Raw genomic sequence first — 21,075 nt, forward strand, 5'->3', positions numbered from 1 at the left:
GAATGACCTAATGGCCGAAGCCTATATCGTCGATGCCGTGCGCAGTGCGGGCGGTCGTCGCAACGGCGCACTTTCCCATGTGCATCCGGCCGATCTGGCAGGCGATGTCCTGTCCGCGCTGGTTGCGCGCACGGGGATCGATCCGACTTCGGTTGAGGATGTGGTGCTGGGCTGCGTCACGCAAGTTGGTGAACAGTCCTTCGCTTTTGCTCGCAATGCCGTGCTTGCCTCGACCTTGCCCGAAACGGTGCCGGCCGTGACCGTCGACCGCCAGTGCGGCAGTTCGCAACAAGCGGTGCAATTCGCGGCGCAGGCGGTGATGTCCGGCACGCAGGATGTGGTGATCGCGGCTGGCGCGGAAAGCATGTCGCGCGTGCCGATGCTGTCCAATCAGCAAGGCGTCGGGACAGGGCCGATAAGCGACCGAATCCGAAAGCGATTTGGCGTCGAGGGGTTCAGCCAGTTCGAGGGCGCCGAGATGATGGCGCGCAAATACGGCTACTCGCGCGAGACGTTGGACCGCTTTGCGCTGCACAGCCACGAACTTGCGGCAAAAGCGATTGCTCTTGGCGCGTTCGATGAAGAAATCGTACCGATTACCGTCGAAACGCCGGATGGGACACTTCAGCATTCGGTGGACGAGGGCGTGCGTGCCGATTCCTCGCTGGAGAAGCTCGGCGCCCTCAAAACGCTGACAGAGGGCGGCGTGATCACGGCCGGCAATGCCAGCCAGATATGCGACGGCGCCTCGGCGGTTCTTGTTGTCAGCGAACGCGCGCTCAAGGCGCACGGCCTCGTTCCATTGGCGCGTATCCATGCCATGACGGTGACTGGGGGCGATCCCGTAATCATGCTGGAAGAACCCATCGCCGCGACACAGAAATTGCTGGAACGCGCGGGAATGGCGATAGGCGATATCGACCTTTATGAAGTGAATGAGGCCTTTGCGCCGGTGCCTCTGGCCTGGCTGGAGGTTTTGGGGGGAGATGCAGAGCGCCTCAACGTGCATGGTGGCTCTATCGCTCTGGGTCACCCTCTCGGCTCATCGGGAACGAAACTGATGGCGACGCTGGTTCACGCGCTACGGCGTCACGGCAAGCGATATGGTCTGCAGACGATGTGCGAGGCGGGCGGCATTGCCAATGCGATGATCGTCGAAGCCCTTTGACGAACCGTCAGGATCTACGCAGCCCGGCGCTGCGCTACTTCGGTGACCGGGGAGGGCCCTCTCACTCGATCGACGTGTCGAGCTCTACCCCGAGCAAGGCAATGGATGTCGTCCGGTCGATCTTGTCGGAAAACTGTGCGGCTTTCTTGCCCATTTCGGCCATGATCTGCTCGGGGCTGTCAGCCTCGATTTCGGTCACGCTGATATAGGGCTTGTCGATCCGGTTCTGCCAGACGGTCTTGAACCTGCGGACGGAGACCGTTCCGTCAACGCTTTCAAGGTCTGGCTTGTGTTCCTGATTGTACCAGCGGTTGTATTCGGCTTCGTCACCTTCGCCCGTGGTGGGGCCATTGAGTGCGATCAATAAATAACGTGGCATGTGATTCTCCCAATACAAGCTTAGGGTCTGGGCCCTCGACGTCTAGGGGGCTTTCGATGCCGATGCCTCATTTTACCAGTTTGAGCGCCCGGCAGCGTGCAGTTGGAGTTGACGCGCCATGTGATCTTGCCCAGTTTCCCGGAAGATCCGATCCGTGGAGCTGCATCTCGAATATGTTACAGATCATTCCCCTTTCGGGAATTGGTGAAATCGTTCCGGGTGACGATCTGGGGGCAGTCCTGACCGGGTCGCTCGTACAGATGGGCGTTTCGCTCAAGGCTGACGACATCATTGTGGTTACCCAGAAAATCGTGTCGAAGTCCGAAGGTCGGTTCGTCGATATGGCCGAAATCGAGCCGGGTAGCGCTGCGCTGAAACTTGCCGCGCTGGTGCGCAAGGATCCGCGGCTTGTGGAATTGGTCCTTCGCGAGTCCAGCGAGATCGTTCGTGCGGTTCCCAATGTACTGATCACGCGCCACAGGCTGGGGCTGGTAATGGCGAATGCAGGGATCGACCGTTCCAACCTGGGGGGAAATGCTCGTGAGCGCGTGCTTTTGCTGCCTGTCGATCCCGACGCTTCGGCGCAGCGCATTGCCGAAGCTCTGGAACAAGACGGGGTGCGCCCTGCCGTGGTGATATCGGACAGCTTCGGACGCCCCTGGCGGCTCGGTGTCGTCAGCGTGGGGATCGGTGCGGCCGGACTGCCTTCGCTGATCGACCGGCGCGGGGAAATGGACCGCGACGGACGCGCTCTGGAAGTCACGCAGGTCGCCTTGGCCGACATTGTCGCGACGGCTGCCAGCCTATGTACGGGTGAGGGTGCCGAGGGCATCCCGGCGGTGCTCGTGCGCGGTTATTCGATGAAGGACATCGCGCGTCCGGCAGCCGATCTGGTCCGGCCGGTCGCCGAGGATCTGTTCCGGTGAAAGTTGTCGCGCTTACAGGCGGCGTGGGAGGCGCCAAGCTTGTTCTGGGTCTGCAGCAAATCCTGCCCGCGCCCGACCTTACCGCTATCGTCAATACCGCCGATGATTTCCGCCACCTGGGCCTGCATGTCTCGCCTGACATCGATACGCTTCTCTATACCCTGTCGGGCAAGGCAAATCGGGAGCAAGGGTGGGGACGCGAGGGCGAAAGCTGGGCGTTCATGGAAGCGCTGCGCGAACTGGGCGGCGAGGACTGGTTCCAGATGGGCGACATGGACCTTGCGCTGCACGTGCTGCGAACCATGCGGTTGGCGCAGGGCGATACGCTGAGCGCGATTACCGCCGAATTCGCGCGGCGATGGGGCGTCGATGTTGCGCTTCTGCCGATGAGCGATGATCCCGTCGCTACGTGGCTGCACACCGAAGAAGGAAAGCTGGAGTTTCAGCGCTATTTCGTCGAACGACGCTGTGAGCCCGACGTGTCGCGGATTGAATTTCAGGGAGCAGCACGGGCATTGCCGGGGCCTGGCGTAATCGAAGCAATCGGGCGAGCAGATGTTATCCTCATCGCGCCCTCCAACCCCTATCTCAGCATCGATCCGATCCTTGCTGTGCCGGGCATCCGGCAGGCGCTGATCGATGGAACTGGCCCAGTCGTCTCCGTATCGCCCATCATCGGCGGCCAGGCCGTCAAGGGGCCGACATCGAAGCTGATGGCCGGGTTGGGTGTGCCTGTAAACAACGAGAGTATTGCTGCGCACTACGCTGGGTTGATTGATGCCCTGCTGGTGGACAGCGGCGACGACCTTCTTGCCTCGCTACCGAGCATGCGCACCCCGACGCTGATGCGTACGACGGAGGATCGCGCGCGGGTGGCCGAAGCTGCGCTGACATTGGCCAGAGGTGTTGCGGGCAAGTGAGCTGGACCGCGATTCTTCCTTTGAAACAGGGTGGCGACCGCAAGTCACGGCTGGCGCCCCGGCTGTCCATTGCCGCGCGGGCCGAGTTGAGTGATGCGATGGCTGCGCATGTGATCGCCTGTCTTCGGTCCGCACCATCGATCTCGCGCATTGTGATCCTTTCGCCCGAGCCGCCCGGCGATCCGGCGTTGGCCTGGTGCGAAGATCAGGGACGCGGCTTGAATGTCGAGCTTGCGGCCAGCAGAAGCGATCTTGGCGGGGTGCCTGTGCTGGTCATTCACGGCGATTTGCCGTTTCTGTGCGCTGACGATATCGAGGCGATGACGCACGTGAAGCGCGTCGCCATTGCACCGGACAGGCATGGCGCGGGCACGAATGCCCTCGCACTCCCCGGATCGTGCGGTGGCTTCGTCTTCGCTTTTGGCCGCGGCAGTCTCGAACGGCATGGCAAACAGGCGGGTGACTTCGTCCGGGTCGATCGAAGGGGGCTGGCCTTCGATGTCGACACGCCCGACGATCTCGAGCGGGCAATCGCAGCCGGACTGAAAGCACCCGCCTGATTTTGCGATACCGGGCGGGGGCAATAATCCATTGAACACAGCAGGAGGCAGCATGCGAACGATCCAACTTTCAAGCCCGGGCGGTCTCGATCGGCTTCACCTCGTCGAAGCGGAGCCGCGCGCACCGGGACCAGGCGAGATAATGGTGCGGGTTCGGGCGAGTAGTCTGAACTATCACGACTATATCGTGGTCAAGGGTGGTGTCCCGACCAAGGATGGCCGCATACCCATGTCGGATGGCGCCGGAGAGGTGGTCGAAGTGGGCGAGGGCGTGGATCGCTTCGCGGCCGGGGATTCGGTGATCTCGACCTTTTTTCCGCGATGGAAAGATGGAGAGCCCGACAGCTATGCGATCAGTGAAGTGCCCGGCGATCGTGGAATTGACGGTTTCGCGAGCGAGTTTGTTACCGCAAGCGCAGACGGGTTCAGCCACGCCCCCAAGGGCTATTCCCACATGGAGGCAGCTACCCTGACGTGCGCCGGGCTGACCGCGTGGCGAGCCCTGATGGTCAATGGTGGTCTCAAGCCTGGCGACACTGTGTTGACGATGGGCACGGGCGGCGTGTCGATCTTTGCATTGCAGTTCGCGAAGTTGGCCGGAGCAACCGTTATTTCAACATCTTCCTCAGACGACAAGCTGAAGCGCCTGCAGGAAATGGGTGCGGACCATATCATCAACTATCGCAAGTTCCCCGAATGGGGGCAGATGGCCAAGGAACTGACCGATGGGCGCGGTGTGGATCATGTCGTGGAAATCGGCGGTTCGGGCAGCCTGGCGCAATCCGTGGAGGCGTGCAGGCACGGCGGCCACATTGCGATGATCGGCGTGCTTGCGAGCCGGGACGAGAAGCCGACACCGGCAGGAATGCCGTCCCCCATGGTCAAGGTCATGATGAAGCAGATACGGCTGTGTGGCTTGACAGTCGGCGCCAGGCGCCATCAGGAAGACATGATCCGGGCGATCGAGGCGAACGGTCTGCGGCCCGTATTGGATCGCAGCTTTGCGCTGGAGGCGCTGGCCGATGCGTTCCGGTATCAGGAAACAGGCTCACACTTCGGCAAGATCGGAATCGAAATCTGAACGGCGTGTGCAGTGCGACTGCGGGAGGCGCCGGCTATGGCGCGACCCGCGGTCTGCTGGCTAGCGGATGTCCAGATCCGAAAAGTCGGGAACTCGCAGCAGGTTCCACATGTCAGGCCCGCTCAAGGGGTTCATCGTCGCGGATCGGCCGTGCTTCGACCAGTAGTAGCCCGGCACCCTGGGGTCGCTCCACACCCGCATCGCGTTTTCACGGTCAATCAGCCGGTTGTAATCCCAATAGGGCTCGCCCCGCACTTCGATTGATGCCTTGTCTTCCAGGATCAGCTTCTCGATGCATTGCAAGGCGTAGATCGTGACGAGTTCGTGGAAGGTGGCCGGTAGCAGAGCGCCATTCGTGTTCGGCCCGTAAATACACCAAAGGTTGGGGAAGTTCGGGATCATGCAGCCGCGATAGGCGCGGGCGCCGCCCTCAGCCCAGAAATCCTCGATCGTCACGCCGCCGCGTCCGGTGATCGTCATGGGGAATAGGTATTCTGTCGCGCGGAACCCGGTGGCATAAGCGATGACATCCACGTCGATCTGCTTTCCGGTTCGGGTGACCAGGCCTGTCTCGTTGATCTTCTCGATCCCGTCCGTGACGAGAGTGACATTATCGCGCTTGATCGCGTCCAGGACGCAATAGTCCGGGTCCACCGCAACCGGTCGCGCCGACCATACCGGATGTTCCGGGGTCATGGCGGCTATCAGGTCCGGATCGTTTAATTTGGAGCGCAGGAAGTTGAGAGAAACGTCCCGCGCTACCTTGTTGCTGGCGCTGCAGGCATGGGGATCGTCGAAGTCGGGATCGATGTGGGACACCGATTCGAACCCATCGGCGGATCCACTACCGAGGCGCATGAAGTTGGTATAGAATGGAAAATTCCGATTTAGCCATTCCACCTGCTTCTTGAAAGGTGAGCGATAGCCCCGCGTGGGGAAGAGATACTGCGGGGTGCGCTGGAACATGGTTACATGTTCGGCTTCGAGCGCCATTTCCGGCACGGTCTGATAGCCCGACGCACCGGTTCCGATCACAGCGACCCGTTTGCCCTTGATGCTGGCTTCGTCCGGCCAGGATACCGTGTGCCAGGCCGATCCCTTGAATGTCTCGCTTCCCTCTATATCAGGATATTTCGGACGGTTGAGGAAACCGACGGCGGTAATGACGGCATTGGCGCGCAGCGTTTTTTCGCCGTCCACTCCCGAGACCGCAATATCCCATTGCGCACGATCTTCATGCCAGGTCATCGAACGGACCTCGGTTTCGAAGACGATATCGTCACGCAGGCCGAAGTGATCGGCGACCCAGCTGAAGTATTTCTGGTTGTCCTCCCACGGATTGAATGGGCTGCTGTAGGGAAAATCGACGCCGTACAGGTGCGTATAAGTGCGGCTGGGTGAATCGAGCCGTGCCCCCGGATAGCGATTTTCGTACCACGTGCCGCCCACGCCGGCGTTCTTCTCGATGACAGTGAAGCGAATGCCTGCCCGCTTGAGCTGCAAGGCGGCGTTTAGACCGCCCATGCCCGCACCGATGACTATGACGTGGAAATTCTCCAACCGATCAACTGGCGGGGGAGACGTCCATTCCAGGGATCGCACCCAAGGATCCAGCGCCGTCTCCTCAAGATAGAGTCCCTGCGCCCGCTCGGGGATCGCCTCACCCCGCATCAAGCTGATGCTGGTGGCAAGGCGTTCAGCGGGGCCGATCTGCAAAGCGGGAGCGCCCGCATCGCGATAGGACTTCAGGAACGCAACCGCCTTGCGGCGAATCAGTGCGATATCTTCTTCCGTGGCTGGCACATTGCGTTCCAGATAACCGGCGAGAACCCGTTTCAGGCCGATGGCCTTCAACTCTTCGTCTCCGGTCAACTGATACAGCAGGCCGCGCAGCGCCATTGCGTCGGCATAAGTTACGATGTCTTCCAGTTCGTCGTCGCTGGTTTCGAGGACATGCGGCCGGGCCGGACTTTCGATCATAGTCATTGCATCATCTCTCAGAAATTCGCGGTTTTCTCGGTGCCGCGGCGGCATCGATGCGGGCCGACATTTCAAGTTTCAGGCAGCGGCCGCGCCCTCCCGGACTTGCGAAGGACTTAGCAACCCGGCGTTCTACGGCTGGCGTCGCTCAAACTTCTTTCCGGGTTCAGTCGATTCCCACGGACGTGTCGGTGAAGGCGGCGAATAAGGCATGCGCGGTATGGGCGGCACGGTGCCGCGCTTGGCGCCTTCCTTCTTCAAGAGTTCGACAAATGCCTCATCGTCTTCCTGATAGGCAAACGACCAGCCCGCACCGGCAATCACGCCCAAGGTCTCGCAACCTTCCGGGCCGGCGCGCCAAGGGCCGAAGACATCGCCATGCATGAGAAAGATATGCGTTCCGGCAGGACAATGCTTGTCACCCACCCATATCTCGCCGCTCAGGATGAAAACCATGTGGTGGCCGGTATGGCCATGCGTACGCTGGAGCATTCCGGGATCCCAGCGGTTGTAGAACGTGACGAAGTTCGGAAGCCTTTCCACGAAGCGTTCGTAGATCGACGCCGACCGCCCATCCTCATACTCGATCCGGCAGACCTCGAAGGCTTCCACATCGTCGACATGCTTGATTCTCGGTCCGCCCATCATAAGCTTTCTCCTCCAGGCGTTCGCCTATCAATTCACGGTGTTTCGTTCGTTCAGGATCGCCCGCACCGGTTGCCCCGATAGCCACATCCCGACAGCGCCCAGGGCCAACGAAATCGCCATGCAGATCAGCAGGGATTGCCCTACCATCGCAGGGCCGCCCAGCGCCTCGGTCACGACGGCGATCAGGACGGGGGCGCCACCCAGCGTCAGTACTCCGTTCATGACCAGCACAATTGACGCAGCTTTGCCGCGCAGATGCGGCGGCATGACAATTTGCAGAATAGCGAAGGGCAAGCTGAGGTAGCAGCATGCGAAGAAGAAATAGAATCCGACCAGAACCAGTGAGACCGTCGGTGATGGCACTGTGAAAATGCCGATCGTTACGGGCACCGCCAGCAGGGTCGAGATTGCCATGTACCGTACGTGGGCGTCTGCCATGCCGCGCGAATAGAGAAAGTCGACAATCTTGCCGTGCAGCGGCAGTCCGACAATGGTGCCGAGCGTAATGCCAAGACCCAAGGCCGGACCGACCTGTCCTGCAGACAGGCCATGGGTACGTTCGAAGAACGCCGGGCCCCAAGCCTGGATCGCGACTGCAGACAGGGCAACCAGCATCAGGCCCAGGTGATGGGGCACGATGAAGCGCCAATGGCGCCTGGCCGTTTTGAAATAGGTTGCGAAGGTCGTGTTTTCCCTGCGAACGGCTTTATTGCGCCGTGGATCGGGAACCAGGAATATCACGAAACCGATGAGGATCCCCGGCACCCCGAGAAGCAGGAAGATCAACTGCCAACCCCTTATGGTCATCACGCCTAACAGGTCGTGCGGCACGCTGGGGTCGATCAGCGCGGCAAGCGCGCCGCCGATCGCGAATGAAAGCCCCGCACCTATCTTCGTTCCCGTCGCATAGACCGAAAGTGCAAAGCCGAGCTTCCGGGGCGGAAAGAAGTCGGGCAGCAAGGATTGCGACCCCGGACCCATTGTCGCTTCACCGGCGCCGACCAACGAGCGACCGGCAAAGAATGCCCAGAAGCTGTTGGCAAGGCCGCAAGCCATTGTGCCGAGGCTCCAAACCGTAACCCCGAACCAGATCACTAGCGGCCTGCTGTAGCGATCCATTGCCCAGCCGATCGGCAAGGCGCCAATGAAGAAGAAGATGCCGAAGGCGAAGCCCATCAGCGTTCCCATCTGCGTCTCGCTCAGCTGCAGATCGGCCTGGATCGGATTGACCAGCAAAGACAGAATGTTTCGGTCGATGACCGAAAGAGTCGTCAGCAGGGCCAGAATGCCGACCGTCAGCCATCCCTGCCGTTCCGGAGGATAGGCTGGCTTATCGGACATGCTCGATGCCGGCGCAGTCTCTGGGTTCGTTTCGATGGCTATGTCGCCCATGTTCAATTTGACAGTCGCTCTTTCTTGAGAGGCCCGCTTCGGCAAGGATCTACCGGAATGGACTTTCAGCTCGCTGGTTTACTCATTCCCCGCCGATGCGGATCAAATCACGCCCGCCTCGCGCAGTTCTTCGATCTTCGTGGTCGAATAGCCGAGCCATTCACCATAGATGAATTCGTTGTCTTCGGCATAGTTGGGGCCGTGGCGCCGCGGCACGCCGCCGGTGCGCACCGGCGTTGTGTCTAGCTCCACGGGGAAACCCTTGGTCCGCCACGAGCCGATCTCGCTTTGCGGCAGTTCGACCATCCAGCCGGGTGACGCCTTCAGCTGCGGATCGGTGTCGCAGCGGTCCGCAGCCGTCTGGCAGACGCCTGCCGGAACGCCGGCCCTTTGCAGCTTCTCCATCAGGTCATAGGGGGCGAGCTTGCCGGTAACGCTGTTAACGAGCGCCTCGAGAGAGGCTTGGTTATGCAGGCGCGACTCCAGCGTTGCGAACCGACCCTCACTTGCCCACGCAGGTGAGCCAAGCACTTCGACAAACGCGCGCCATTGGTCTTCGGTGAAGCACGAGATGGCTACCCATCGATCGGTTCCGGCGGCGCGGAACGCTCCGCTGGGCGCAGCGGGCTTGTAGGGGGAACGGTTGCCATAGCGTTCCCATGCACGCCCATTGGCACTGTAATCGAGGATAGTGGTACCGTTCAGGTAGATGCCGACTTCGACCTGCGATGCGTCGATCCAGCATCCTTTGCCCGTCTCGTTCCGCCGATAGAGCGCGGCGAGAATCGCGTTGGCCTGGTTATAGGCGGCGAACCAGTCGAGATAGGAATAGCCGATACCGGCTGGCGGGAAAGGTTGCGGCAGACCCGACATTTCGCTGATGCCGGAAAATGCCTGTGCTACCGGGCCGTAGCTGCGCATCTCGCCATAAGTGCCGATCTGGCCCATGCCCGATTGCTGGACATAGACGATCTTCGGATTGATCTCCTTCAGGCGTTCATAGCCAAAGCCCATCCGTTCCATCGTTCCAGGCGAGAAGCCTTCGCCGACGACATCGCCGATGGCGATCAACTCGGCGAGGATCGCCTTGCCCCGCGGGTCTTTCAAATTGAGGCCGATCGACCTCTTGCCTGCATTGATATCCATGAACAGGCCGCTGCGATTGGGCGATCTGGTGCGGTTGTCCGGCAATGGTCCCGTCGCGGCGTCCCGCTTTTCGCGTCCATCCTCGCCCACGATGACCAGAGGATGGCGCATTCCGTCCCAGCGGGTGCTGTGCTCGATCTTGGCGACTTCCATGCCGAACGCTGACAGGAACCGGCCAGCGCCCGAAGAGGCGACCAGCCAGCCCAGGTCGATGAAGCGCAAGCCATCCAGCGCGAAAGGCTTTTCGCTTTCGCCTGTCGAAGCATTCTCCGGCTGCGGCGGTGCAGGGGTAGCCGGCAGCGCCTTTGTCGAAGCGTCCAGCGCGCCGAGTATCGCGTCGTTATGCTCGCCCAGCAAAGGGGAGCGGGGGCCCGTGCGCCAAGGCACTTCCGGGCACATCCAGCGCGCGCCGACATCGGTAAAGGAGCGGCCCAGCTCGGGCCGCTCGACCTCGAGGAAAGTCTCGCGCGTCTGCCAATGCTCGTCGGCGACATTCTCGTGCGGTAGCCGCACAGGTGCCCAGGTCAGACCGACAGCCTGAAAATCGCGCCATACGTCGCGATCGAACATGAAGCGTTGCACGAAGCGGCCGACGACGTCGGCGACATGCTGCTCGACATGCTTGTTCGCGGTATAGGCCGGGTCGGAATACTTGGGATCGAGCAGATCCTCTTCCATTCCGTATCCCGCCAGAACGTCGATCGTCTTCTTCAGCCCGTCGCCCGAATGCGCATAAGAGCGATAAGGGAACATGAACCGCCCGTCCTTGGTCGGTGCCAGGATAGGCGCGCTGCGGATCGGGCTGGAATGGCGGCAGGTCATGCGCATGTGGTCCTGCGCAAGGTAGATCCAGCTTGGAATATCGCGTTCGGTCGCTTGCGCTACGGCAGTGTGAACCGAGGTGGAAAGCGACTGGCCTTCGCCGCTTCGGGAGCGGTAATTGAGCGCGGCAAGAATTGCCATGGCCGCCATTTCGCCCGCTATGTGATAGCTTTGCCACATCTGCGGCGCGATTGGCGGCGTTTCATAAAATCCCGATGAATCAGGATCATAGCCGCAATTGTTCATAACCCCGCCAAGCGCCAGATGGACAAGGTCCGAGGCCTCGTAATCGGCCCAGGGTCCCGTGTCGCCAAATGGCGAGATGCGCGAATAGATCAGGCGAGGGTTGGCGCTGCGAAGCGCCTCGCCGCCGATCCCGCGAGCGTCGAGCCAGCCCCTTGGGCGGCTGTCGATCACGACATCAGCGGTGCGGGCGAGCTGCAGGAAACGGGACTGGTCGTCCGGCATGTCCAGATCCAGCGTGATGCCACGCTTGCCGAAATTGTAATGCCAGAAATAGAGGCTGCGCTCACGGCCGGGCTCGTCGTCCAGAAAAGGACCGTAATTGCGCGTTTCCTCGCCTTCCGGCGGCTCGACCCGGATGACATCCGCGCCTAGCCCGGCGAGCAGCTTGCCGCAATATTCTCCGAGCTCGTTACCGATCTCCAATACCCGAACGCCGGGCAGGAAGCCCCCGCTTGCATCCCCCTGGGCCTCATTCGTCATCCTGATTCTCCAAAATTGATCGCAGCGGAAACCTTCATCGTCCCGCCGTGAGAAGAAGGGACGAGGCGAACGTACCAACGCCGCTACTCACCACCGCCACCTCCGGCTTGTTCCTGATCTGTCGCTCGCCCGCGCCGCCGCTCAGCTGCAGGCAGGCCTGGTACATGTTGCCGTAGCCATGCAGCCGGCCGCCTGAAAGCTGCCCGCCGCCGGTGTTGAACGGCAATTCTCCGGTCAGCGCGATCCGTTCGCCCCCTTCGATGAAGCGTGCGGCGCCGAGTGGTTCGCACAGACCAAGCGCTTCAAGCCACAGGATCGAGATGATCGAAAAGCCGTCGTAAAGCTCCGCCATCTGCACGTCTGCCGGAGTAAGCGATGTTCGGGACCACATCATCTCCGCACAGTTTTCCATCCCGCCCGCCGATCCGAAGGCTGCGAAGCCAATTCCGCGCGAGCCAGATGGCTGACTGTCTGCGCGGGAAATGACGAAGGCGACAGAACCGTCCACCGGCACGTCGCAATCGAAAAGGCAGATCGGGTCGGAAATCATCTTGGCCGACAGATAGTCGTCCATGGTCAACGGGCTACGATATACAGCCTGCGGATTGAGAGCGGCATGCGCTCGGCAGGTCAGAGCAATCTGGGCCAATTGCTCGCGCGTGGCGCCGCTCTCATGCATGTATCGCTGCATCCACAAGGCGCCATAAGTCGGATAGCCGACGCCATAGGCCTTGGACCATTGATGAGATTCGCGCTCGCTGACTTGCGCCATGGTGGCTGAGCGGCTGCCGATGCGATCCTGGGCGGTCGATTCCCATACCGTGCGGAAACACAGGACATGGTTCACGATACCAGCGTTTACGGCGAGAATGGCCGCGATGATCGAACCTAGCTGTCCGGGCATCTCGCCGCCGCCATTGTGCCAGCGCGTTTTGATGCCGAGCAGGGCGCGTACATCGTCAACGCCCGCGCCGGTGATGCCCGGTGTGGACCAGGTGGCGCCCGGATAGGTCGAAAGGCCGTCGATATCGGAAGGGGTCAGTCCCGCATCTGCGATGGCCGCAAGGGCAGCGTCTGCGGTCAGCGTCCAGGGATCGATGTGCAGGCGCCGACCCACTTCGGACATGCCAATGCCGCTCACTACGGCGGATTGCTCAGTCATGGCCGTTTCTCCGGCACGAATACAGGGATCCAGCCATCTTCCACTTCGACGAAAGCCGCGGTCACCTTCATCCCGATGGCTACATCTTCGGGGGCGCAGCCTGTTACGGTCGTCAGCAGTCGAAGGCCTTCCTGGTCCTCAAGGTCGACTTCGGCGAGAACGTAGGGCGGCGGCATTTCCTTGGTCCATTGATAGCGGTTGATCGTGAAGCTGTGCACGGTTGCGCGTCCGCTCACGGGCGTGAAATTGATCGCCTTTCCGTAACAGCAGGGGCAGACGGGACGCGGCGGATGGATACGGTGCCCGCAATCGTCGCATTGCGCGATCATGAGCTTTCCGCTGGCGCCGCCCAGCCAGAATTCTCGTGCCCGGTCGCTGCTCGTCGGGATGATGCGCCCGACGCTCGATCGCGCGATGCCGACGGCTTCGGTCGGTCGGTCCTCGGACATGTGCCGGTCTCTCCTCTGCCCTGATGCCTGTCCCGTCATGTGTTTCGGGAATTTTGAGTTATCTCTTATCCTGTTTTTGTCGGTTGTAATCGCTTCACTGTCAAGCGCCTGACTGAATAGCGGTGGTTCTTTATGCGATCCGGCTGGCAAGGCTCACGCTTAATATCAGCGCGTCTCGGCAACACCTCCATAAAAAGTTAGTTCTTTTGTATGGCGATGAACTTGCCAGAGGTGTTCGGCCTGGCCTTTGCCGTTATTGCTGCATGGCCGCGTGCTGGTTCGCCGATGCGACGATAAGGGTACATGTCGCAGGTTTTGGCCTCATGCGTGACTGTCCCCTGGCTCTGACCCGGCGCTTTGTCGCTGCCCCTGTTGGTCAATCGATTTGAAATGTGGCATCGTTGCAGCTTGAGGGACGGTCCGCCTCTGAATGCGGTAAACAGGGGCACCTTGACTGACTTACCGTTGGGTCCGTGGTCAGCCAAGGTGAAGCTGGACAAGCCAAAGCGCAAGTCTGGATTCGCGCGTAGATCAGGGGGCAGGGCCTGGATTTCGACCAGGCGAGAAGGTGCGCGCTGGTTAGCCAGTCTTGCCGGATTCGCGCCGGCTACGGGTCTTCGGTGGCGAGGGAATGTAGCATGTGTATTCATGGCTTTCTCTCGCCAGTCCATCAACGGCATGGACCGCGGTGACAAAAAGAGATAACTGATAGCGGCAATACACGAAAGCGCGGTATTAGCTGCCTGGAGGAGAGGAAGGCATGTTCGATCTGAGTGGCAAGGTCGCCCTTGTCGCTGGCGCGGGTAGAGGCGTGGGGGCGGTCATAGCCGAAATGCTGGCTGCGCAAGGGGCGAGCGTGATGGTGAATGACTTGTTCACCGATCGGGCCCGGTCGGTGACAGCGAAGATTGCGGCCAGCGGTGCGCGTGCCATTTCGGTTCCTTTCGACATAACTGATCGTGAGGCAGTGCAAACCTGCATCAGGGAAGCAAGCGATGCGCTGGGCCCGGTCGACATCCTCGTCAACAATGCGGGCGTTCCGCCCGATTTTCGGCCCGCGGAGTTCAAGGACATGCAGCCGGCCGATTGGCATAAATTCGTCGATCTCAACCTGTTTGGATCCGTGCATTGCATCGAAGCCGTCTCTGCGGGAATGTGCGAACGCGGGTGGGGCCGGATCGTGCAGATATCTTCTGTCGCGGCCCGCGGGACGTTTCGTGCCGGAACAACGATGTATGCAGCTTCGAAGAGCGGGATCGAGGCATTCGTGCGGCATTACTCGCAGGAAGTCGGCGCGTGCGGAGTCACGGTCAACGCACTGGCGCTTGGCCGGGTCGAGCGCGATACGGGGGAACCCGATCGAAGGGACAGCAGCGGCATTCCGGTAGGACGCATGGGCACGGGCAAGGATGTGGGAGCGGCGGTCATCTATCTTGCATCGACCGAGGCTTCCTGGATTACCGGTCAGACCATCCAGTTGAACGGCGGTGCCTACGCGAGCTGACCGCCGGTATGGCGAGTAAACGGTTGAAGCTTTTTGTGCCGGGCGACATTCTGGACGAAAACGAGAAGCAAGGATGAGAGAGTTGACTATGCGGCGACTTCCACACCCCATCACCGGGATGATCTATACCGATCTGGGAGAAGGGCGCGTCCGCGTCGAAGACCAGAACACTGGCGAGTATGGTATTTTCCGCTGGGACGGATTGTGGCTCGAAGGCGATATGACCCAGGCGGACTTGCACTATCTGGTCCATGTCGGCGGTCAGAATCTGCCGGAAGGGCGCGACATCTACTGGGCGATGCTGCCGACGACGCAATCGCCCGACGAGGGGCAGGGCGGGCCGGATTATGCCAGCCGCTTCAGTACGGACAAGAAGGCGCCGCCACCGCCCCCCGTGATCGGAAAGTTCATTGGCGATCCCGGTCAGGAGACCGAGATGGGCGCGCGATCATCCAGTCATGTCGATCTGGAATATATCCTGAAAAATGATCGACATCCTGAGCGGGTGCCCGATGTGTACTGGCTGGAATCTCCCATGTCAGGTGGCCCCACGAGAATCCCGACGGCTCGCTTTCATGACAGGAAATATCACGATCTCGAAGTAGAGCGCCTGTGGAAGCGCACGTGGCAAATGGCTTGCCGTGAGGACGATATTCCCGAGGTAGGCGATTACCATATCTACGAGATAGCTTCCCTTTCCTTCATCATCGTGCGGACCGGCAAGAACGAATTCAAGGCGCATTACAATGCCTGCCTGCATCGCGGCCGCATCCTCAAGGAGATGGACGGCAAGGGCGCAAAGGAATTGCGCTGCCCGTTCCACGGCTGGACATGGGACCTCGACGGCGGCCTCAAGCATCTCACGTGCGAATGGGATCTGCCCGGCGTTGCCGGCGACGTTGGCCAGCTGCCTGGCGCCAAGGTGGGGACCTGGGGCGGGTTCATCTTCATCAATCCCGACATGGATGCCGAACCGCTGGAAGAATTCCTCGGCCCGGTGATGATGGCTCACTACGAAAAGTTCAAACTGGAGAACCGCTACAAGCACGCGCATGTGCGCAAGACAGTCAAGGCCAACTGGAAGGTCGCGCAGGAAGCGTTCATGGAGGCCTATCACATCGCGGCGACCCACCCGCAGCTGTTGCTGATCGGCGGCGATTCGGCGGATGTGCGCTACGATGTGTTCGGCAACTGGGGGCGTGCGCAGCATGTATCGCCGCCGGCGTCGAGCCCGCATCGCGGCATTCTCAAGACCAGGGAGGAAGTGCTGGCTCGCTGGCGCGCGAGCGCGGACGCCAATGCGAAATATCTACGCTCGCTGATCGGCGATGAGGTGGATCTTTATTCCGACGCGGAACTCAACGATTCCTGCTTCAACGATCTGTTTCCCAACATGCATCCTTGGGGCGGCTGGGCACGCATCGTGTTTCGCTTCCGCCCCTTGGGGGACGATCCCGATTACTGCCAGATGGAAGTGATGCTGCTGGCACCTTGGCCCGAGGGCAAGGAAAAGCCGGCTCCAGCCAAGGTGCATGAACTCAGGTCTGATCAGAAGTGGTGCGATGCCCCTGAAATCGGCACGCTGGCCAGGATCCTTGATCAGGATTCCATGAACATGGCCAATGTGCACAAGGGCATGAAGACCAAGCAGCCGCCTTACGTCTGGTACACCGCCTATCAGGAAGGCAAGATCCGGAATTTTCACGAGAATTATCGCAAGAAGCTCGAACTGGGCGAGGACGAATAGAGGGCGATCGCGGCCGCTGGCGTCAGCTCCGAGCGGGCTGCGCCAGCAGGTCAAGCAACAGGCGGTTCACCTCCTGCGGCCTTTCATACATGATCCAGTGGCCGCCATCCGGGACAACGTGAAAGCCGAAATCGGCAATGACCGATCGGATCGCTTCGGCCTGCAAGGCGGGGTCGGGATGGAGCCTGTCCTTCTCTCCCCAGATCCATGAGACCGGCACGGGGATTTCGGGCAGGATTCTCAAAAGGCGATCGGGCAGTACCAGCGGTGCAACATCCAGCTTGCATCGCGGTACGTTCAGCAATTGCAGGTCGACTGCCAGATCGTCGGCGCGGGCCGGATCGGCCAGCATCATCGACTGCAGGTTGGCGCGCACCGCCTCGCGACGCTCGTTCCCTTCGAGGCCCTTCATCCGCCGGATAGGGTAGTCGCCCCTCGGTGTGTCGAGACCGCCAGTGTCGAGCAGGATGAGCCGGCGTACAACGTCGGACTGACAGATCGCCAGAAAGGCCGCGATGACACCTCCGAAGGAAAAGCCGACAACATCGACGGGCAACCGTTCCGGAGAGATTTCCCTCAAGCCCTGCGCCAGCAGCGCAACGATCGTCTCGTTTTCTTCGCGCGGCGGTGGCGCAGATTCGCCGCAGCCGGGCAGGTCCGGCGCAATGACGGTGTAGTGCTGCGACAGCGCCTCTATGTTGCAGATCCAGTGCGACCACGCGCCATGCGCTCCATGCAGCAGCAGGAGGGGAGGGCCGTCGCCCCATAGTCGCCAGACAAGATCGCCATGATCGCTGGCGGTGGTTATCCGGCGTGCGCTGGCCTCCAGGCTGGCGAACGGCGCGCCCGGCAGCCCATGTCCTCCGTCTTGCGAAAGGCTCATCGGGCGGGTTTCGTCGGTGAGATCGGCAACATGCGATGGACCGCGTCAGGCGCGACTTCTGGGCATTCCCAGCCTGCGCTCCGCGACCATGCTGCGCAGCACCTCGGACGTGCCGCCGTAAACGCTGGTGGCCGCCGAATGGCGATAGCCTTGCTCGATCAGGCCGATGCCCGATTTTCCGCGAACGAGTGAATCGGGCGCGGTCAGATCCAGCAGGTCGGCCGAGTCGGATATGAACTTGCTGGTGGTGAACACTTTGGATGCCGGGCCCTGCGCCTTGTCGGCGCGGCCCTTGGCCTGCGACCATATGCTGCGAACCGCCATCAGTTCGATGATGCGGGCATGGCCCTGCGTTCGAGCCAGACGGGAAAGGACGTCGGGATGCTCGATCGCGGGCTTGCCGCCGCGCGTGTTCCTGCGCGCCCATTCGGCCGCGGCCTTCACCATCGTGCGTTCGGCCTGATGATAGCCGCTGGCGCCCTGTTCAAGCTGGAGCGCGGCGCTCATTACCTTCACGCCGCCATTGACTTCGCCCAGTCGATACCGATCGGGTATGCGGACATCGGAATAGAACGTCGCGTTGGTCCGCTCGTCCATATAGGTGAAGATCGGCTGCACCTCGATGCCTGGTGAGTCCATCGGCACCAGGAACAGGGTGATGCCCTTGTGCTTGGGCAGATCGGGATCGGTGCGCGTCAGCAGCAGCACATAGCTGGCCATGTTGGCGCCCGATGTGAACATCTTCTGCCCATTGATGACCCATTCGTCCCCGTCGCGCACGGCGCGGGTCTTGGCGGCGAACACGTCGGAACCGCCCGATGGTTCTGTATATCCCAGGCAGGTGAGAATCTCGCCCCCACCGATCCGGGGAAGCACTTCCTGCTGCAATTCCGGGGTGCCGAAGCGCATCACGATCTCACCGACCATGAAGGCCACCTGGCGTGGGGTGCCGGTATAGCCGAATTCGTTCCAGACGGCAGCGCTTTCGCGCGCCGCGGCACTGGTTACGCCGCGACCTCCCCATTGCTTCGGCCATGACGGCATGAGCAGGCCGGCCTTGCCCAGCGCTCGGCTGAATTCCCAATGATGCCCTTCGAACGAGTGATCGGGCACGCCGCGCAATTCCTGCGGCATATGCTCTTCGAAAAAGGCGCGGGTCTCTTCCACCAGCCCGAGTTCCTCGACGGCCGGCTTGAAGTCGAGCGGCATGTCGCCCGCGGGTGGCAGGGCAACCGTTTCATCGAGGAACAGTCGGCGGCCCGCAGCTTCCAGCGCTTCGGACGGATCGCCGCCAACCAGCGAAAACGCCTTCGCGCGGCGGTTGTAGAGCTGGACATCGTATTCGTTGGTCAGGCCATAGCCGCCCAGTGTGTGCACGGCATGGGCTACCGACCGGGTGGCGTTGCCAACCGCCCACCACCAGGCGAACGCCGACATGGCCGGCGCTTCGGGATCGTTCTCGCCGATGGCCTTGGCAATCCACCACAGCAGGAGTTCGCCGCCATCGGCATCGATCACATCGTCGGCAAGCGGGTGGGAGATGCTTTGATAGGTGCCGATCTGTACTCCGAAGGCTTGGCGTTCGCTGGCATAATCCGCAGCCATCTGGATTGCCTGCTGCGAAAGCCCGATCAGCATGGCGGCGTTGAGGAGGCGCCATTCCTCAACGGCCGAATCCCAAAGCCTGCGGGCCTCGTCGCCGGTGGCGAGCGTGTGCTTTTCGCACGCACCGGGATCGAGATGGGCGAGGGCGCATCCGGCCAGCGCGGTGACGGGTTCCGGCTTCCCTGTCGGGATCAGCAAGAGCAGCGCTTCGCCGTCATAGGCCATCACGCCCGCAGCGACTGCCCCGCCGCAGGTGAGAACCTTCTTTCCCGGCTCGATCGGTCGGAGCGCGATAGTCAGGACCGTTTCACCGTCGCCAGACCGCTCGATCCAGGTCTTGGCCAGTTCCGAGCCAATTTCGTCCAGTACGCGCAGGGTTACGATGGCTTCGGCCAGCGGTACGGAAACCAGCCGTCGTCCGGCCTGTTTCAGGATAAGCATCGTATCGAACAGGCTCATCTCGCCGCCCAGATCCGACTGGATGCGCATGGTCGGCGCCCCCATCTCGACCACTGCGCGCCAGAGTTCCGGATCGAAGCCGGTCGGCTCCGCTGCACGGACGCGGTCAATCGAGGATTCGGTTTCGAAGAAGCGTTCGAACGTATCGCTCAGCATGGATGACGATTCGGGAAGTTCCAGGTTCATTCTTGCTTCCGTTCAGGTGGTCTAGTGGTGGATGCAGCGGTGTACGTTTGGCGATGCCGGGATGGTCAGGCGTCGTCCTTTTGACCGCCGTTCCTGTTATGGCGCAGTTCATTGAAAGGCAGCTTGCGGCTGGGATCGGCTTCTCTCGGCAAACCCAGGAAGCGCTCGGCCACGCCGTTGAGCTGCATTTCCAGCGTGCCGCCGCCGATGCGATGGGTGGTGACGCGGGCCATGCCGATGGCGATATCTTCGCCCGGTCCCGCCACTACGCCCTCGGCGCCGGCGAGTTCGGACAGCAGCGCGGTGCGCCGGACATCGACCCGGGCCGCCATCAGGCTCGAAACCGAACCGGCGGATGGCGGCAGCGCGCCGCTGCGCACACCTGAACCCACCCGCCGCGTGGTCAGCTTGTGGATCGCATCGATGACATAGGCCTCGCCGATCAGCTGGCGGGCGTGGGGATCGTCGGCGACGCCCAGGCTTCGGGCCAGTTCGGCGTAGCGCGGATTGAGGTCTATTTCTGCCGCGTCGACGGCCGCGTCGACGCCTTCGTGCCAGCCGCGTGCCATGCCCGCCTTTTCAGCGGCAAGCTGGGTGCCGGCCGTGGTCCAGCCGCCATTGACCTCGCCGATGACATGATCGTCGGGCACTTCCAGGTCGTCCATGAACTCCTGGCAGAAATCGCTCTCGCCGTTGATGAGCTTCAAGGGCGTGATGGTCATGCCAGGCGCCCTCATGTTCACCGCGAACATGGTGAGGCCTGCATGTTTGGGCACGGTCCAGTCGGTACGCGCCAGGCACATGCCCATGTCGCAGTCGCTGCCCCCGGTGGTCCACACTTTCGATCCATTGAGGATCCATGTATCGCCGCGTTTCTCTGCCCGCGTGATGACCCCGGCGAGGTCCGATCCTCCCGAGGGCTCGGACAAGAGCTGGCACCAGATATGGTCGCCGCGCAGCATGGCGGGAATATAAGTCTTCTTCAGCGTTTCGTTGCCGTGCTTCAGCAGCACGGGCAGCACGATGTTGAAGGCATTGCCGAAATGCCAGGCGAGCCGATAGGGCTTGGCCTCTTCGTAGAAGATGTCTGAAAATCGGCGGTCCAGGCCCTGTCCGCCATAAGCTTTCGGCACTTCGATGCCGGCAAGCCCGCCGTCCCACAGCGCCTTCTGGATCGCGCGGTCCTTTTCGACCAGCGCCTTGTCCTCCCAGTCCATGAAGGGTTCGCCGGGAATGCGCGGGGGAAGGTGCGCCTTCATATATTCGCGCGCCTTCATGCGGAATGCGCGTTCGTCTTCGGTGCCCTGACTTTCGCTCGTCATCTCAAGTCCC

Annotated in this window: 17 protein-coding genes; 7 read left to right on the plus strand and 10 right to left on the minus strand. The window is 61.5% G+C overall.

Annotated features, from left to right (window positions below):
- The first annotated feature begins 10 nt into the window (after positions 1-10).
- The gene (locus JI59_RS17140) at positions 11-1,168 is read left to right on the plus strand and encodes an acetyl-CoA C-acetyltransferase (RefSeq protein WP_007011398.1); all 1,158 of its coding nucleotides are present in this window, start codon (positions 11-13) and stop codon (positions 1,166-1,168) included.
- Between the two features lie 61 nt (positions 1,169-1,229).
- Here the strand turns inward: JI59_RS17140 and JI59_RS25710 are convergent, their stop codons facing one another.
- The gene (locus JI59_RS25710) at positions 1,230-1,547 is read right to left on the minus strand and encodes a hypothetical protein (protein WP_138921250.1); all 318 of its coding nucleotides are present in this window, start codon (positions 1,545-1,547) and stop codon (positions 1,230-1,232) included.
- A gap of 173 nt (positions 1,548-1,720) precedes the next feature.
- On the opposite strand from JI59_RS25710, the gene cofE reads away from it, so the two are divergent.
- The 4 genes from cofE to JI59_RS17165 are packed head-to-tail and all read left to right on the plus strand — an operon-like array spanning position 1,721 to position 5,034.
- On the plus strand, positions 1,721-2,473 hold the full coding sequence (cofE, locus tag JI59_RS17150) for a coenzyme F420-0:L-glutamate ligase (RefSeq protein ID WP_007011396.1): 753 nt from the start codon (positions 1,721-1,723) through the stop codon (positions 2,471-2,473).
- Positions 2,470-3,393 (plus strand): 2-phospho-L-lactate transferase, encoded by a 924-nt coding sequence (gene cofD / locus JI59_RS17155; protein ID WP_007011395.1) that lies wholly within the window; start codon positions 2,470-2,472, stop codon positions 3,391-3,393. The genes cofE and cofD overlap by 4 nt, the downstream gene beginning before the upstream one ends.
- Positions 3,390-3,953 carry a 2-phospho-L-lactate guanylyltransferase gene (gene cofC, locus JI59_RS17160; protein ID WP_007011394.1) on the plus strand — a complete coding sequence of 188 codons (564 nt, stop codon included), beginning with the start codon at positions 3,390-3,392 and terminating at the stop codon, positions 3,951-3,953. The genes cofD and cofC overlap by 4 nt, the downstream gene beginning before the upstream one ends.
- A gap of 52 nt (positions 3,954-4,005) precedes the next feature.
- The gene (locus JI59_RS17165; protein WP_007011393.1) at positions 4,006-5,034 is read left to right on the plus strand and encodes a zinc-dependent alcohol dehydrogenase family protein; all 1,029 of its coding nucleotides are present in this window, start codon (positions 4,006-4,008) and stop codon (positions 5,032-5,034) included.
- 60 nt (positions 5,035-5,094) lie between these two features.
- Here the strand turns inward: JI59_RS17165 and JI59_RS17170 are convergent, their stop codons facing one another.
- The 6 genes from JI59_RS17170 to JI59_RS27420 all read right to left on the minus strand — a co-directional run bounded on the left by JI59_RS17170 (position 5,095) and on the right by JI59_RS27420 (position 13,359).
- Complete coding sequence (locus tag JI59_RS17170; protein WP_238532453.1) at positions 5,095-7,020, minus strand: flavin-containing monooxygenase; 1,926 nt, start codon at positions 7,018-7,020, stop codon at positions 5,095-5,097.
- Positions 7,021-7,146: 126 nt separating this feature from the next.
- On the minus strand, positions 7,147-7,659 hold the full coding sequence (locus JI59_RS17175; RefSeq protein ID WP_138921249.1) for a hypothetical protein: 513 nt from the start codon (positions 7,657-7,659) through the stop codon (positions 7,147-7,149).
- A 30-nt stretch (positions 7,660-7,689) separates the two neighbouring features.
- The gene (locus JI59_RS17180; protein ID WP_138921248.1) at positions 7,690-9,003 is read right to left on the minus strand and encodes an MFS transporter; all 1,314 of its coding nucleotides are present in this window, start codon (positions 9,001-9,003) and stop codon (positions 7,690-7,692) included.
- A gap of 153 nt (positions 9,004-9,156) precedes the next feature.
- Positions 9,157-11,748, minus strand: coding sequence for a CaiB/BaiF CoA-transferase family protein (locus JI59_RS17185; RefSeq protein ID WP_081473907.1), 2,592 nt, complete (start codon positions 11,746-11,748; stop codon positions 9,157-9,159).
- 34 nt (positions 11,749-11,782) lie between these two features.
- On the minus strand, positions 11,783-12,910 hold the full coding sequence (locus JI59_RS17190; protein ID WP_038576455.1) for a thiolase family protein: 1,128 nt from the start codon (positions 12,908-12,910) through the stop codon (positions 11,783-11,785).
- A complete protein-coding gene (locus JI59_RS27420) occupies positions 12,907-13,359 on the minus strand; it encodes a Zn-ribbon domain-containing OB-fold protein (protein WP_007011387.1) in 453 nt (150 codons plus the stop codon). Before JI59_RS27420 ends, JI59_RS17190 begins: the two co-directional genes overlap by 4 nt.
- Positions 13,360-14,119: 760 nt before the next feature.
- Between JI59_RS27420 and JI59_RS17200 the strand changes: the two genes are divergently transcribed.
- Positions 14,120-14,863: an SDR family NAD(P)-dependent oxidoreductase gene (locus JI59_RS17200; protein ID WP_007011386.1), complete on the plus strand. Its 744-nt coding sequence runs from the start codon at positions 14,120-14,122 to the stop codon at positions 14,861-14,863.
- Between the two features lie 118 nt (positions 14,864-14,981).
- Positions 14,982-16,610: an aromatic ring-hydroxylating oxygenase subunit alpha gene (locus JI59_RS17205; RefSeq protein WP_007011385.1), complete on the plus strand. Its 1,629-nt coding sequence runs from the start codon at positions 14,982-14,984 to the stop codon at positions 16,608-16,610.
- A gap of 22 nt (positions 16,611-16,632) precedes the next feature.
- Here the strand turns inward: JI59_RS17205 and JI59_RS17210 are convergent, their stop codons facing one another.
- The 3 genes from JI59_RS17210 to JI59_RS17220 form a co-directional block, all read right to left on the minus strand.
- Positions 16,633-17,493, minus strand: a complete 861-nt coding sequence (locus JI59_RS17210) for an alpha/beta fold hydrolase (protein WP_007011384.1) — start codon at positions 17,491-17,493, stop codon at positions 16,633-16,635.
- Positions 17,494-17,538: 45 nt separating this feature from the next.
- Positions 17,539-19,743, minus strand: coding sequence for an acyl-CoA dehydrogenase family protein (locus JI59_RS17215; RefSeq protein ID WP_007011383.1), 2,205 nt, complete (start codon positions 19,741-19,743; stop codon positions 17,539-17,541).
- Between the two features lie 65 nt (positions 19,744-19,808).
- Positions 19,809-21,065 carry an acyl-CoA dehydrogenase family protein gene (locus JI59_RS17220; RefSeq protein ID WP_007011382.1) on the minus strand — a complete coding sequence of 419 codons (1,257 nt, stop codon included), beginning with the start codon at positions 21,063-21,065 and terminating at the stop codon, positions 19,809-19,811.
- Positions 21,066-21,075 lie beyond the last annotated feature (10 nt).

The sequence above is a fragment of the Novosphingobium pentaromativorans US6-1 genome (assembly GCF_000767465.1).
In the GTDB taxonomy this organism is placed as follows: Bacteria; Pseudomonadota; Alphaproteobacteria; order Sphingomonadales; family Sphingomonadaceae; genus Novosphingobium; species Novosphingobium pentaromativorans.

Coding starts and splice junctions, on each gene's coding strand:
- JI59_RS17140 (WP_007011398.1), top strand. CDS start 11: ATGGCCGAAGCCTATATCGTCGATGCCGTGCGCAGTGCGGGCGGTCGT.
- JI59_RS25710 (WP_138921250.1), bottom strand. CDS start 1,547: ATGCCACGTTATTTATTGATCGCACTCAATGGCCCCACCACGGGCGAA.
- cofE (WP_007011396.1), top strand. CDS start 1,721: ATGTTACAGATCATTCCCCTTTCGGGAATTGGTGAAATCGTTCCGGGT.
- JI59_RS17165 (WP_007011393.1), top strand. CDS start 4,006: ATGCGAACGATCCAACTTTCAAGCCCGGGCGGTCTCGATCGGCTTCAC.
- JI59_RS17170 (WP_238532453.1), bottom strand. CDS start 7,020: ATGACTATGATCGAAAGTCCGGCCCGGCCGCATGTCCTCGAAACCAGC.
- JI59_RS17175 (WP_138921249.1), bottom strand. CDS start 7,659: ATGGGCGGACCGAGAATCAAGCATGTCGACGATGTGGAAGCCTTCGAG.
- JI59_RS17180 (WP_138921248.1), bottom strand. CDS start 9,003: ATGTCCGATAAGCCAGCCTATCCTCCGGAACGGCAGGGATGGCTGACG.
- JI59_RS17185 (WP_081473907.1), bottom strand. CDS start 11,748: ATGACGAATGAGGCCCAGGGGGATGCAAGCGGGGGCTTCCTGCCCGGC.
- JI59_RS17190 (WP_038576455.1), bottom strand. CDS start 12,910: ATGACTGAGCAATCCGCCGTAGTGAGCGGCATTGGCATGTCCGAAGTG.
- JI59_RS27420 (WP_007011387.1), bottom strand. CDS start 13,359: ATGTCCGAGGACCGACCGACCGAAGCCGTCGGCATCGCGCGATCGAGC.
- JI59_RS17200 (WP_007011386.1), top strand. CDS start 14,120: ATGTTCGATCTGAGTGGCAAGGTCGCCCTTGTCGCTGGCGCGGGTAGA.
- JI59_RS17205 (WP_007011385.1), top strand. CDS start 14,982: ATGATCTATACCGATCTGGGAGAAGGGCGCGTCCGCGTCGAAGACCAG.
- JI59_RS17210 (WP_007011384.1), bottom strand. CDS start 17,493: ATGAGCCTTTCGCAAGACGGAGGACATGGGCTGCCGGGCGCGCCGTTC.
- JI59_RS17215 (WP_007011383.1), bottom strand. CDS start 19,743: ATGAACCTGGAACTTCCCGAATCGTCATCCATGCTGAGCGATACGTTC.
- JI59_RS17220 (WP_007011382.1), bottom strand. CDS start 21,065: ATGACGAGCGAAAGTCAGGGCACCGAAGACGAACGCGCATTCCGCATG.